The sequence below is a fragment of the Hymenobacter telluris genome (assembly GCF_017313265.1).
Taxonomy (GTDB): domain Bacteria; phylum Bacteroidota; class Bacteroidia; order Cytophagales; family Hymenobacteraceae; genus Hymenobacter; species Hymenobacter telluris.
The window spans coordinates 60,094-74,000 of record NZ_JAFLQZ010000022.1; the positions used below are offsets into that span (position 1 = coordinate 60,094).

Genomic DNA, 13,907 nt, shown 5'->3' on the forward strand with positions numbered 1-13,907 from the left:
GATAATGGAGGAAATCTGCACCGGCTCGGGGCTACCACTGAGGTGGTCGGCTTAGGTGAGACAGAGTTGGGTCTTAGTTAAAAAAGCCTGATTTTCAAAGTGATGCGGGCACTCATAGCCGAGTGCCGAGTGGCGCCGCTGGTGATTGTAATAGTCAAAATACGTCGTCAGCTCGGCTTGCGCCTCCGCGACGGAAGCAAACGCCGCGCGGTCCAGCAACACTTCGGTTTTCACGCGGGACCAGAGACTCTCGGCTTGGGCGTTGTCATAGCACTCACCTCGGCGGCTCCTGCTGCGCACCAACTGCCGGTCCGTGAGCAGGCGCCTGTAGACGTTGCCGCAGTACTGACCACCCCGGTCCGAATGGACAATGAGCCCCGCTGCCGGCTGTCGGCTCAGCAGCGCCCGACGCAAGGCCGTGACCACCAATTCCTCGGGCATGCTGCTCCGTACTTGCCAGCCCACGACGCGTTTGGTGTGCACATCCTGAAACGCAGCCAGATACGCCCAACAGCCGTTTTGCAGCGGTAAATAGGTAATATCACCCACCCACACCTGGTCGGCTTCTGTGGGGGCGGACCGGTTTAGCAGGTGATTCGCCGCCACCCGCGGCCCGTGCTCGCTCTGCGTCGTGCGGGGGACAAACGCCCGCGGTTGCACGGCCACGAGCTCGCGCCGACGCAGGGCATGGCGGATACGATGACGGCCCACCCGGTATCCTTGCGCGCGCAGTTCGGCCTGTAAGCGACGGGTGCCATACCGCCGCTTATGCTGAAAAAACACGTGGCACAGCTCCTTTTCCCAGGCTGGCACGGAGAAGCGCACCGCTACTTTTTGCCGCCACCGGTAGTAACTGGCCACCCCCACCCCGAGTACCTGACAGAGTTGACGCACGGAATAGTGCCGGGTTTGCGCTCGGACAAAGCGATAGCGGCTCATGAGGTCGGCGGCATGAGCCTGCGTCTAGAGCAGGCAACTGGCCAAGGCTTTTTTTAAGATGTCGCGCTCCTGCTGCAAGCGGCGGTTCTCAGCGCGCAATTGACGCATCGCGGCACTTTCTTTTTCCCCACGGCCCACTTCCAGCACAGGTTGCAGGGCTTTTTGCCACTTGTAGAGCAGTTTAGGGCTGATGCCCAGTTGCCGAGCGGCGGCTTGCGTGCTCCGGCTTTCACCGGCCAGGCGCAAGGCTTCCGCTCGGAAGGCCTCATCGTAGCGACGACGCTTGCGCGGCGAACTGTTGGTTGGTTTCGAACTCATGACAGAAGGAAGATAACGCCCTTTTCTGTCTCACTTCTTTAGACCATCTCACTCAGAGGTGGTCTAGTTAAGCGGGACAGGTGATAACATCGTGACAGCTCAAATTGTCATCGGTTTCAGGCCCCCTCCCCTCCCTTGTTGATTACGCCACAAACGCTTTAAAAACTGAGGCTAAAAAGTAGGACCAAAAAGAAAACGACGTTTATTTTTATGACCCTAGCTTTTTGACGCCATGAACAAGATCTTCGGCTACGCTCGTGTTTCCACTGTCGACCAAAACATGGACACCCAACTCGATATTCTGACCAAGGCCGGGTGCCACCAGATCTTCCAGGATAAGATTACCGGCATGAGTTTGCAGCGACCAGCACTTGATGAGATGCTCGGCTTATTACGAGAAGGAGATACGGTTTTGGTAGCACGCTTCTTCCGCTTGGGACGCAGCCGCGACCACGTCATTCACTTAGTGAACTCGTTCCACCAGCGCGGTATTCATTTCAAGGCCTTGGACTTGGGAATCGACACGACTACGCCAGCAGGCAAGTTCATGCTCTCCATTTTCGCCTCACTCGCGGAGTACGACCGGGAGAGTATTCTGGAGAAAACGAGAGCCGGCCAGCAGCTAGCGGCCGCGCAAGGCAAGCACATTGGTCGGCCAAAGGGCTTGGATCCAGAGAATCTTGCCAAAGTAAAGAAGGCGTTGGATAAAGGCCTGTCGGTCGCAGATACAGTGAACTTGACAGGGATTAGCCTTTCTAGTGTCAAGCGTTATCGCAAGCATTTACAAGCGACGCTAACTTAACGCAAACCTCCTATCGCAAGATGTCCAGCCGCTTCAACTTTGCGACCTCTGTTATATACTAGCTTGACTTCATAAAGCGCATCAGCAATTCACGCCCCAAAGCTGTTTGGCCTTATTTAGACTGGGAAGTATTACGAGTGTAGCAATTACATTTCGCGATATCCCTTTGTTCGTTAGCGCCTACCTTGCCCTTTGTTTTATTTCCTAGCTATGCTTTCTAATAATCGTATGTATACGATCTCTAACGAGGTACCGAAGGCGAGCAAGCGAGAGCCAATTATTGCACCACCAACGAGCCTAGTTCTTACTAGAATCCTACTGCGGTGGTTGGTAGGAGGCATCTTGTGTGTATTGGTTACTAACGGGTATGCTCAAACTCGGTCAGGCGCGCCGGTACCGGCCAAAAAGCAGGCACCAAAATCAGCCCAACAATCGCAGAAGCCCGGCACGCTTTCCGCCGGCCAAGTGGAAGAGGCTTTGCGCCTGCTGCTGAAAGCCACTGCGCCGGATTCCGCCCAAGCCGCGCTCCGCCGCCTGCCGGAAACGGAAATCAGTGGCTTGCTCATCGATCAGACCCTGACCAAGATTGGGCATGACTTCTATGCCTTGTTCTACGCCCAGTGGGACCCACCTCCAAACCTAGGTGAATTCACTGTGTTAATCCGGGAAAAGCCGGGCCGGCCACCCAGCACGCTGATTGCACTGGAGGTGAACGAGAACCTACTGGTCGAGCTACCCCTGTCGCCTAATTACGAGGCGCTGGAGGAAGCCGTGGCGTATGGTCTGAATGCTGCGACTGACTATTTGATCAATGCCCGCACGGTCGGGCAACAGCTAGAAAAAACTGCGGATGATCCCGGCAAGGAGGTATATTGACCCCTCGTTCTCCTATCCCGCTATTGCTCCTATGAAATCACGCGTACTACTCTGCCTACTTGTCGTATTCGGTGCGTTATTGGGTTCACATGAAGCCGCCGCCCAAGATTTGGTCTACAAACCAATTAATCCCGCCTTCGGGGGCGACACGTTCAATTACCAATGGCTGCTGAGTTCGGCGCAGGCGCAGAATTCCACGAAAGACCCTGACGCCCCAAAAGCGCCCGCGCAACTGGACCAACTGCAACAGTTTCAGCAGAGCCTGAACCAGCAGATTCTGGGGCAGCTGGCTCAGCGCTTGGTGGGCAATCAGTTCGGGACGGGCTCGGATGCGCTCAAGCCGGGTAACTACCTAGTGGGCACCTACCAGATTGGCGTCGTGCCCAGTGGCACGGGCTTCTCCATCAATATCCTGGATAGAAGTACAGGCAACCAAACGACCATTACCATTCCAGGCCTGTAAGCCGCGGGCCTGATGAACGAAATCAAATGTATCGGGCGCCGTCTGGCGGCAGCCCTGCTGCTGGCCGGCCTGAATGGCTGCGCGGCCTACTTTCACCAGCCCCTACGGGAAGAGCGGGCCCGGCTCGGGGCCGAGGTCGAAGGCAACCGCCTGTTACGACAGTTACCGGAGCCGAAAGAGCGCATCGTCGTAGCCGTCTATAAGTTCCGGGATCAGACGGGGCAATACAAGCCCACGGAGAACGGCACCAGCTTTTCGACCGCCGTTACGCAGGGCGCTACTAGCATCTTGCTACGGGCCCTGGAAGAGTCGAAGTGGTTCAATGTCATTGAGCGCGAGAACCTGAGTAACCTGCTCAACGAGCGCAAGATCATTCGCTCCAGTCGCGCCGAGTACTCGCAGCTGACGGGGCAGCCCCAGCAGGTACTGCCCTCCCTGCTGTTTGCCGGCGTCATTTTGGAAGGCGGCATTGTCTCCTACGATGCCAACGTCTTGACCGGAGGCGCGGGCCTGCGCTACTTCGGGGCCGGGGCCTCAGGCCAGTATCGCCAGGACCGGGTGACGGTATATCTGCGGGCCATCAGCACCAGCACCGGCGAAATCTTAAAGACGGTCTACACCACCCGCACGATTCTCTCGCAACAGGTGGGAGCCAGCCTATTTAAGTTCGTTAAGTTCCAGCGGCTGCTGGAAGCCGAAACAGGCTTTACCTACAATGAGCCGACGGAAATTGCCGTCAAGGATGCGTTGGAGAAGTCGGTGCAAGCCTTGGTCTACGAAGGCATCCGCGCCGGGCTCTGGAGTCCTCGCACGCCGGCCGACGGGACCGGACCAGGCATCACCGAGTACTTCGCCGAAAAAGACGAGAACCAGCAGCTGGATGTGCTGGGCCGGGTTCAACAGGACCGGCGGGGTACGTTGGGTATTGGCTTGAGTGGCGCGGCGGTCCGTTACACAGGCGATTTGCGCAATCCCCGGGTACGGAGCGGTGGACAACTAGCCCTATACTATCAGGGTACGGCAGCCGGGCGGTGGTCAGCCGCGCTGCAGCTAGGCCGTTTGGAACTAGCGGCGGGCGAGCGATACCGCGAACGGTTCAATTATGCCGAGCTGGTAGGGCAGTACCGGCTGTTTCCGCGCGAACGGGTGACCCCCTACCTGCTGGCCGGCGGCGGCGTTACCCTCCGCTCGGCAAGTACTAATCGAAATGCCGTTTTGCCCCATATCATAGCCGGGGCCGGGCTGGAAGTATTGGCCACGCACCGGCTGGGGCTGAGTGTTGGGGGGGATTATCGTTACTCGCTATCGGATGCCTTGGATGGGGTGCGGCTAGGCCGTTACAACGACTTCTATTGGAGTGCCCGTGCAGGTCTCACCTATTACCTGTTGCCTGGCACCCGATAGAAGGCAACGCGCTACTTATTACCCATTCCGCAGCAGATCTGCAGAACCATCAGAACTGCATACACACAAGAAATAACCCCACATTGTGCAAAATAATACGAATATAGTTTTATTAAATCAGAGTTTTATTGGAGTGGCCTCGTACCTTGGGGCCATCGTTTTTCTCTTATCCCTTTCCATTTATGAAGACTTCTACTTTCCTGGCCGCCTCGCTACTGGTTGCCGGTACCGCCACCGCTCAAAGTAACACGCAACAAGTAGCTACCTCCGGGACGGACAATGCCGTTTCCATCGTGCAGAATGGGAGCTACAATGCTTCCCGGGCTACAATTAATGGCAATCTTAATAAGATTACGAATACGCAAACGGGCTCTGCTAATAGTGCCACCCAAAATTTAACAGGTCCTCAAACGACGGCAACGATAGGGCAATCCGGCAACAACAATGAGGCTACTCAGACTACTAATTCCGTTGCTAATCCAATAGGGGCTGGCTCACCTGTCCTTATCAATCAGGTGGGCTCCAACAATACCGCGAATCAGCAGCAAGCGAGTACCTTTTTTAGTACCTATTCTATTTCGCAGAATGGTACCAGCAATCGGGCGACTCAGCAACAGACCGGGACCATGAACGCTGGTTCAGCTAACATTTCGCAAACCGGTATAGGTAACGGTGCTGGCCAACAGCAGTCCTCTAATTTAGTGGCCTCACGCGCTACCATTACCCAACTTGGCAACAACCACTCGGCTGGTCAGTCCCAATCCGGAACCTTCGAGGGCCCTACTGCTACGATTTACCAAGCCGGAGGCAATGCAAATTCGGCGAGTCAGGCCCAGAGTGGAGCAAACACTGCTACCATCAGCCAAACGGGTAGTAGCAACAGCGCCCGTCAGCAGCAAATAGGCAGCATTCGCTTGGGTTCAAATGATGGGACTATTACGCAAATAGGCAATCGCAACCAGGCCACCCAGGATCAAGTGGATGCCTCCAGAGCAATGGCTACTCAAAATGGCAGTGACAACCTAGTTACGCAAAGCCAACGAGGATTAGGCGGGAATGCATTGGCTACGCAGACCGGTAACAGCAATACGGTCATCCAAATTCAATCGCAACAGAGTACCATTGCCATGGCTACTGCTACGCAGTCCGGCAATAGTAATCGAGGGACCCAGTCGCAGACATCGTTCGGCAATACGGCAACCCTTACGCAGACCGGCAACCGGAACACGTCCACGCAGGAACAGGCTGGCCGAGGGGGCAATACAATGACTGCTACCATTAACGGTAGTGATAACGCTACTTCGCAAGCACAAACGAGTTATATCAGCACCGCGACGATTCAGCAGATCGGTTCCAGCAATCAGACTACTCAAAGCCAGTCCGCTACCTTTTCGTCCGCTATTAGCAACCAAACGGGTAACCGGAATACCGCCAGTCAGACTCAGAGCAATGACAGCCGGGCGCTGATTGAGCAAATGGGTGACCGCAACATAGCTATTCAAACCCAGACGGGTGGTGATGGTAGCAGCACCCCTCGTGTGACCATCCAGCAGTACGGTTCCGGCCACGAGGCCATCCAGATTCAGGATGGCAACCATACGGCGCTTATTGAGCAATACGGCGGCGATAACTATGCCCGGCAGCAGCAAAGCGGTACCAATAATTCGGTTAGCACCTATCAAGGCCAATATGGCAACAGCAGCAATTCGATCCAAACCGGCGCCAACAACACGGTGATCATCCGACAGAACCGCTAGCCTGGTGCTGGCTTAGCAGATGAAACAGGCAGCGTGTTGGATATGGATATCAATATGAAACAAAGGGTATGTACCGTTCTGGCCGTAGGTGCATTACTATTAAGCGCCCATGCTGGGCACGCGCAGAGCACTACCTCAGCGGCTGGAGTTGAGCAGCAATTGCTGGAGCAACTCAGCGGAACACGGAGTGTACCTACGCTGCCGGCAACTACTGGCGGCAGCCTACTCAACCTCACGCAACTCACCCAGCAAGGCTCGTTAAATGCCGCGCACATCACGCAGGTGGGTTCCGGCAACGTCACCAGCATCACGCAAGTGGGCACCAGCAACGTAGCCTCAAGCACGATTACCGGTACTGGAACCCGCTCCGACATCACTCAAACGGGAGCCCACAATGTGGTTGAACAGCAGCTTTCGGTGGACCAACGGCGGTATACAGTGCTTCAGCAAGGCCTCAACAACCAACTGCGGCAAGTTGAAAGCGGGACCACAGCGCCCGCGGGCTACGAGGTGAAGATGGTGGGCCAGGGTATCAACATGACCATCCAACAGGGACAGAGCACCTACCGGCCATGATGGCCTAAGCGCTGGATAGCCCAGCCTTACTAGGGTTTCAAGCGCTTCCGTTCTTTCCAACCCCAAGTAGAGCGGGCCTCCGCCGCTTACGTGCTCACTACCCCCTTAATTCCTCTGCTTGCAGCTTGTTACCTCTCTGCCCACTGCTTCGCCGGTTTTGCCGACGGAGAGTGGGCAGATTGCTGCGTAGCTTTCGGGTGGAAACGACGGCTGGGACGAGATCACCGTAGCCAGTGGGTTCTACAGGTCATCCATACGATCACCAACTGACTTCCCAATCGGCTATTTTTTGTATTTGATTATTGTTTAGTTCTGCATGTTTACTTCCCTGCGTACGGTAGCTAGTTGGTTACTCGTGCTAATCATCAGTCAGTTGCTGGCCGGCTGCGAGGAAACCACCATTGATCCCGCCCAGTACGGGTCCTTGGCAGGCCTCGTCGTCGAAAGCCGGAATAATACTCCCCTGGCCAACGTGACCATCACCACCACGCCGGCAACCTCCTCCTTTCTGACCGACGCGCAGGGCCGCTTCACGCTGCCGCAACTGGCGACGGGCCGCTATACCCTCAGCGTGCGAAAGGCCGACTACACCCCGCAGGAAGTGGCCCTCACCATCACAGAAGGCGCGCCGACTACTGTGACCCTGGTGTTGGAGCGTGCAGCGGGTACCAACCGCCCCCCTGCTCTTCCCTTTAGTCCCAGTCCGGTTGACCAGGCCACCGGGCAGGCCGCCACCGCCCTGACGTTGCGCTGGCGCCTCAGCGACCCAGACGGCAAAAGCGATTCGCTCCGCAGCGATGTGCTCCTCTACGAGAGTGCCTCGACCAGCCAGCAGCAATTGTTGACCAATTCCCGCGACACCACGGTGCGCGTGACCAACCTCAAATTCAACACGGTGTACTTCTGGCAGGTCACCGTGCGCGACAAGACAGGGGCCGTGGTGCGGGGGAACGTGTGGAGTTTCCAGACCCGGCCCCTGCCCGACAACCGGTACCTGTACGTGCGCGAAGTCAACGGCAACACCGATATTTACGCCGCCGATACGGCCGGGGCCGCCCAACGGCTGACTTCTTCTCCGTTTGTCGAGACGGCTCCGCAGCTGAGCCCCAACCGGGACCGGATCGCCTATACCTCCAATGCCACTGGTCAGTACCAGCTCTACACTATGAACCGTGACGGCAGCGATTCCCGGCGCATCACGATGCTGGCCGTGGAAGGCTATGCCAACGCCGGGCTGGGCTACCGCTGGTCGCCGGACGGCGCGCAGTTGATCTACGCGCACTATGACCAGCTCTACCGTATCAACCGCGACGGTACGGGCCTGACGTTGCTGGCCACCGCGCCGGCCGGCCGGCACTTCCGCGAGTGTGACTGGACGGCGCAGGGCAACCGGATCCTAGTGCAGACGGTTGGGGCGAACGTGTACGAGGCGGAAGTATACCTGCTGAATGCCGATGGCACCAACCGCACCTTGGTGCTGGCCAATCTGCCCGGGCGCCTGGACTCACCCAGCTTCAGCATCACGGGGCAGCAGATCTACTACAGCCGCGACGTCGATGGCTTCGAGAATGCTACGGGCCGGCAGCTCAATGCGCACCTGTTCGTGCAAAACCTGGATGGCACGGGCCTGGTGGACTTGTCGATTTCAACTGTCGGTACTATTGCCGGCAAACCGCTTGGTACGAATGATCTGTATCCGCGCCTGTCACCGGATGGCAGCCGAGTCATTTTTGTCAATGCCGTCAACGACAATTTAAGCCCGCCGGAAGTGTGGACCGTCAGCTTGTCGGGGCTGCTGCGCACCCGCTTGTTTAGCAATGCCACATTACCGGACTGGAAATAGGGGATGCACGATGCATGTAGGAAGGACGCGCTCCTTACGCGTACCTTCGAGGCCACGACAGCTGCCGCCTGAGCCTCCCACCTGTACATGCACCTCAACAGTTATATCACCCACGAAGGAAAAGCGTATTCGATTTATTGGACCAGCCAGTGGGCCCAACATGTACTGGAGAATTACACTGACCCGGGCCACGGGGTAGATCACACGACGATTTCACGTATTCTCAAACGGGCGCGGTATATTGTTGCTAAGTCGGGTCGTGGGGTGCGTAAGCCCTACGTGCACGTTTGCTTAACGGTCTACCAAGGCACCGTCTATGAGACGTACGTCCACCTAGTGCCTGAACTAGACGGCTGGCCCGCACGTTGTGTAGTCATTACCTGTTACAAGAGTACCCGTCCGGAATACCGGGCGTTATTTTCCACTGAAATTCCTGCTTAACATGGCTGCTAACAAACGTCCCGACTCGTCCGAGTATCCCGGTGGTAGTCAGCCTCGGGTGCCGCAGCCTGGCCAGCGCATTGCTCCCGTTCCCGAGCCGACGCTGTCGGCCCGCGACCCGCAGGGCGCGCCGGTACGTCATGTGGCCATACCTGTCCCTGCTCGGGTTCCCGGCTACGTGGATCCCGCCTTATTTACCGCTGGCATTTTTCACGATCAGGCTGAGTATGATGCAACGGTCCAGCACGTGGTCAACCAGATCACTAGTGGCAAGGTCCAGGCCCGCGAGCCAGAACCCGACGACGAGGACCGACCCATCAAATTGGTCCCCAAGCATTCTTAAGAACCGAAGCCCTGGTCCAACTAGATCAGGGCTTTTTCGTCCTCACGCAGGAATCGAACCTACAACGTTCTTCCTTAACTTGTAACCCCAACTGCAGAAGCTATTTGAATGCCTGTCAAGCTGACATAATTTAATAAGTGTATAGTGTGCAATAGTATTTTGTGCCTTGACTAGCCTAAACACTTCCGGCTTCAGCGCATTTTCAAAAAAAGAGAGTTAGCTACTAGTTGCGCCATCCAGTTTAGTCGCGTTCCTCGTCGCCGCGAATATCCTGGGTATAACCCTGAATGCTCAGCGTCCGGCCTAAATCTTGCCCAATACTCGCAACTTTAGTGGTAGTAGCGGGCTGGTAGGTGCGGGCAATTCGGGCTCCCGCTCTGGGAGGCTTTGCTGGTGCAGGACCTGTCGAATCCCACTTATTCGGGTCGCGCTGGCCTGCTTTAGACAAGTCTTTTCTCAGCGATTCTTCTACGCTTACATCGCGTTTATGCAGCCTGCCAGTACGCAAAAATACGTACGGCTCCCCTTTATATTGTTGGTTATTGGCTTCCTGGTTGATGCGTCCAATACGCCCATAAAAGGCCTTGCAAAAGTCCTGTTCGCGGGCAATCTGCAATACAATATTGTGCTCCAACTGCTTGTAGGCAGCTTTTTGTTGATGCGGTCCACCTGATCGAACAGGCGTTTCTCTTGTTTCTCGTTCGCTGCTGCTTGCTTCGACGGCTCCTTTTTCTTGCCGGTTTTCAGAAACTCGTACGGGTACTCGGTCGTTTTGCCGTCCTTAATTTCTCTTCTCAGCTGCCCCAGTCGGCCGTAAAACGTCTTGCTGTAATCCTGGGCGCGGGCCACTTCCAGTACCTTGTTATGCAGCAACTGTTGCTCCAGAGAAAGCTTTTTATTGAGCTTGTCTACTTCAGTGAATAGCTGCTTATCGCGCTTCTGGTCGGGCGCTTCATAGAATTGCCAGTTAACAAAAGACTTGGTAGTACGGGGCTCCCGCCCGGCGTTAGTAGCGGCTCGACGACGGATTGAATCGGCTATTTCCTCGGCGGTCTTGGTCGTCCGACGTGACCCGGTGGGTGCTGATTTGCCGGCTTCCTGCGCGGCGTTTCGGCTCGCTCGGTACGTTGTTTTCATAGGGCCAAACTCCTCCTCAAAGGCGGCATTTCCCTTCGCCATAAAGCTTACCCGGTTGAAGCGAGTAGCGGCGCCTAAGGGGTTGAGGGTAATCTTTTGCTCCTTATCACGAGCGGAAACCATGATGTGAATGTGGGTCTGTGGCCCCTCCTTGGGCTGGCTACTGGGGGCACCATCATGGCCCCGGTGCTTGCGCTCATCGTGCTGAGTTGCCACCCATACCAAGTCTTTTTCCCCAACGGCTGGCCGGATTTGGTGACGAAAGCAGCAGCGTACTCCTGCATCACGCGGGCCGTGTACTGCTGCAATTTCTGCGGATCATTGCCGATATGCTCCAGCTCCTGCGCACTTGGGCTGACGACCAGCGAGTAGAATATTAGCATCGTCTTTCCGCAAGCCCTTGCGGTTGGTATCAATCAATTCTACCGCCTCATATTCCCACGCTCCGAGTTGAAAAACACGGCGGTATCTCCCTGCTTCTTCGCTTCCCCCTCCAGGTAATTCGTGGCGCAGCGGGCACTTCCCTTGTTGGTGTAGGCCTTCTTCCCGTGCCAGGCCGGGTCGATAATTAAGATATACATGGCCGCTTAAAAGGTAAGTTACGGCTCGTCCGTTGCGGCGGGCGGCGGCATATTCGGGGCTGGATGCGCCTTCACAGGCAAGGGCGTGGGCTGAGGAATTGTGGATAACGGAGTACCCGTTTTGAACAGCGCATCAAAGAACCTATCCTGCTTGTTTCGGGCGTCATTATCGCGGCGTTCGTTGAACTCCTTGTGCTTGGCTGGGTACTCCGTCTGCTCCCGGCCTAACACTTTGAGAATAATTTGCTCCCCCAACCGCCGGCCATACAGGGCCTCCACATTGGTTAGCATCAACTCCCGGATAATGGGATGCAGCAGGTATTGTTCCTGATCGTTGAGGTGTTCGTGCACGTTTTGTTCCTGCACTTGCAGGTAGTCAAACAGCGCCTTCTCATGGCTTCGCAGAAAGCCGAACAAATCCTTGTTCAGGTTCTTTTCGTGCTGGGTCAACCACCCAAACAGGCGGTTGCCTAAGCTCACTACCAGTTGCTCCACGTCACCTATCCGCTTCTGGATTACGGCCCCTTCGCGCTCGTTATTCACCACTGGGTCCAGCCCACGTTCGGCAAAATACCGGATGGCAGCAGAGGCATATTCCATATGCGTATGCTTGGTTTCCTTGGCCGCTGTGGCCAGCAACTTGCGCACGCCTGGCTCTACGGCTATGGTCGTACGCTCGCCGGTACTGGCCGATTTAGTGCTTTTCTTTGGGGGTTTGGAGGAGTTGGACATAGGCCTAAAGGAAGCTGAAATGAGGTAACGTTTTATGCTTTAAATATACATAATATTCCTGAAAATCAATAAGTTAAGGTAAAATATATACACTATACGCCAAAAGGCTTGTTTGTGAAGAAATGCGAGCACCTGCATACGTGGTGTTTTATACATTTTGCTATTAACTATCAACTAGTTAAAAACTATTTTATACATAAAATCTCTAGTTTTCGCACTAAACTACTGGCTACCACCGCTTTAGCGTGGAGCCTGTGGTGCCCTTCTTGCTAAATAGAACTAAATAGAATTAAGTAACCAGTTAGCCAGCTATTCCCGAGCTAGAGCTACTGCCATCTACTGGTGTTCGCGGGGCCACTTTGCCTGGATTCACAGAACTGCACTCCTGGCCGACTTTGCGCAAACTGCCCAACTCGTGCCGGCATCCACTTCGCGTGTTTTCCGGGATTTCATCACTGCCCCGTCTTCAGACTTTTGTGGGAAATGCTGATGAAGTTGGGAGCGGCTAAGGGGCTTTTGCTGCTACTGCACGGGTGACCATAATTGACCAGTTCGATCACTGCCCCACTTCTCGCACTTTCCCTGAACATCTCACTATTGCCCTTACGCTGCCAACCTACCACGACCTAGTACATTCCCGTCTTTTCAGATTTACTCGAAAAAGGCACAACGCTATCTTTTCCTCTTTTACCACATTCCCGCTTTTTCAGAAATCCCGAAAAAGGCACAATCGCAACTCTCACCGTTTTCGCATAAACATTAGAAAGCGCTATTTCAAATAGTGAATTAGGCAAACCGGCTTCAACCCTGTTTTTAGCCGTTCGTGGTCAGCGGGTTTTTACGTTGTTAGACTCTATTCACCTTATCCGTCTAGCGATGCCCACGTCACTTCTTATTGGCTCTAGTGCTACTTGGCCAGCTAACTACATCCTGACAAAAGCGTCCTACTCACTTTTCATGCAAATCCTGAAAGTTGCGCTATCAGTATGTTGAGCCTATTGCTTAATCTGATGTTTGTAAAGATCTGTTGTTATCAGCGCTAGCCTGCATCACCTTCCTGTAGCCGCTGATTATTTCCCCAACGAATAAGAAAGCACTTCCCGCCATTCTCTACTGACGCTCAATTAGCAGAACGCAGGATGTTCAATAGCAACCTGATTGTTGCAACTCCTGACTTAGCACGTTTGGGAGCAAATCCATCGATGCTTCCAGCTGGCCTAATCCTGACTTTCTAAAGAAATCGGGTTAAGTCAATTTTATAGCCTCATTCACTTTTTACTGAAACGGCTACAATGCGCTACTTTGGTATTGTTGCTGTGATGGCTCGCTTCATCCTAAGCATGCATTCACACAACCCTAGCTTTCTTCTCTTCTGGTTACTTTCCAGAAATACGATTGTGAGCTGTTTTATCTGATTCTACCTTATGCCGGCTTGTTGTGGATTTCTGACTTCGTTACATGCCGACCACAAACTAAACCTTACCCTTGGGCTGTTTTCACAGGTCTGGTACTTTCCTACAATTCGCCTCACCTAGCTATTTCGCCAATCTGGGGAAAGTAGGCGACCAGCAAGAGGGTAGAATTCAGATTAGACTAACTGACGATTTAGGCAAAAGTCTGGGGTGGTCTAGTGGAAACGGACAGGGAGCTAAGGTAGGTGTTGGAACAGGTCAGCTTCAAATTGATGGGGCGAGC

General features: G+C 54.8%; 11 protein-coding genes and 1 pseudogene. 8 read left to right on the forward strand and 4 right to left on the reverse strand.

The genetic code is table 11. The annotated features are described in order from the left end of the window. Positions 1-51: 51 nt before the first annotated feature. Both J0X19_RS22335 and J0X19_RS22340 read right to left on the reverse strand, forming a co-directional pair. Positions 52-939: an IS3 family transposase gene (locus J0X19_RS22335; protein ID WP_206986635.1), complete on the reverse strand. Its 888-nt coding sequence runs from the start codon at positions 937-939 to the stop codon at positions 52-54. A gap of 24 nt (positions 940-963) precedes the next feature. Beyond that, positions 964-1,257, reverse strand: coding sequence for a transposase (locus tag J0X19_RS22340; RefSeq protein ID WP_206986636.1), 294 nt, complete (start codon positions 1,255-1,257; stop codon positions 964-966). A gap of 232 nt (positions 1,258-1,489) precedes the next feature. On the opposite strand from J0X19_RS22340, the gene J0X19_RS22345 reads away from it, so the two are divergent. The 8 genes from J0X19_RS22345 (at position 1,490) to J0X19_RS22380 (ending at position 9,762) form a co-directional block, all read left to right on the forward strand. Next, complete coding sequence (locus J0X19_RS22345; protein WP_206986637.1) at positions 1,490-2,059, forward strand: recombinase family protein; 570 nt, start codon at positions 1,490-1,492, stop codon at positions 2,057-2,059. A 477-nt stretch (positions 2,060-2,536) separates the two neighbouring features. Next, complete coding sequence (locus tag J0X19_RS22350; protein ID WP_206986638.1) at positions 2,537-2,935, forward strand: CsgE family curli-type amyloid fiber assembly protein; 399 nt, start codon at positions 2,537-2,539, stop codon at positions 2,933-2,935. A gap of 31 nt (positions 2,936-2,966) precedes the next feature. After that, positions 2,967-3,398: a curli production assembly/transport component CsgF gene (locus J0X19_RS22355; RefSeq protein WP_206986639.1), complete on the forward strand. Its 432-nt coding sequence runs from the start codon at positions 2,967-2,969 to the stop codon at positions 3,396-3,398. A gap of 12 nt (positions 3,399-3,410) precedes the next feature. Further along, positions 3,411-4,802 (forward strand): CsgG/HfaB family protein, encoded by a 1,392-nt coding sequence (locus J0X19_RS22360; protein ID WP_206986640.1) that lies wholly within the window; start codon positions 3,411-3,413, stop codon positions 4,800-4,802. Between the two features lie 182 nt (positions 4,803-4,984). Further along, the gene (locus J0X19_RS22365; protein WP_206986641.1) at positions 4,985-6,559 is read left to right on the forward strand and encodes a beta strand repeat-containing protein; all 1,575 of its coding nucleotides are present in this window, start codon (positions 4,985-4,987) and stop codon (positions 6,557-6,559) included. A 54-nt stretch (positions 6,560-6,613) separates the two neighbouring features. Further along, entirely contained in the window at positions 6,614-7,135 is a 522-nt protein-coding gene (locus J0X19_RS22370; protein ID WP_206986642.1) for a hypothetical protein, read from the forward strand. A gap of 316 nt (positions 7,136-7,451) precedes the next feature. Continuing rightward, positions 7,452-8,978, forward strand: coding sequence for a carboxypeptidase regulatory-like domain-containing protein (locus J0X19_RS22375; protein WP_206986643.1), 1,527 nt, complete (start codon positions 7,452-7,454; stop codon positions 8,976-8,978). A 442-nt stretch (positions 8,979-9,420) separates the two neighbouring features. Beyond that, positions 9,421-9,762 carry a hypothetical protein gene (locus tag J0X19_RS22380; protein WP_206986644.1) on the forward strand — a complete coding sequence of 114 codons (342 nt, stop codon included), beginning with the start codon at positions 9,421-9,423 and terminating at the stop codon, positions 9,760-9,762. A gap of 474 nt (positions 9,763-10,236) precedes the next feature. Here the strand turns inward: J0X19_RS22380 and J0X19_RS22385 are convergent. Further along, positions 10,237-11,282 (reverse strand): annotated as a pseudogene (locus J0X19_RS22385) (DUF5712 family protein). A 216-nt stretch (positions 11,283-11,498) separates the two neighbouring features. Next, positions 11,499-12,212, reverse strand: a complete 714-nt coding sequence (locus tag J0X19_RS22390; RefSeq protein WP_206986646.1) for a hypothetical protein — start codon at positions 12,210-12,212, stop codon at positions 11,499-11,501. Positions 12,213-13,907: the final 1,695 nt, after the last annotated feature.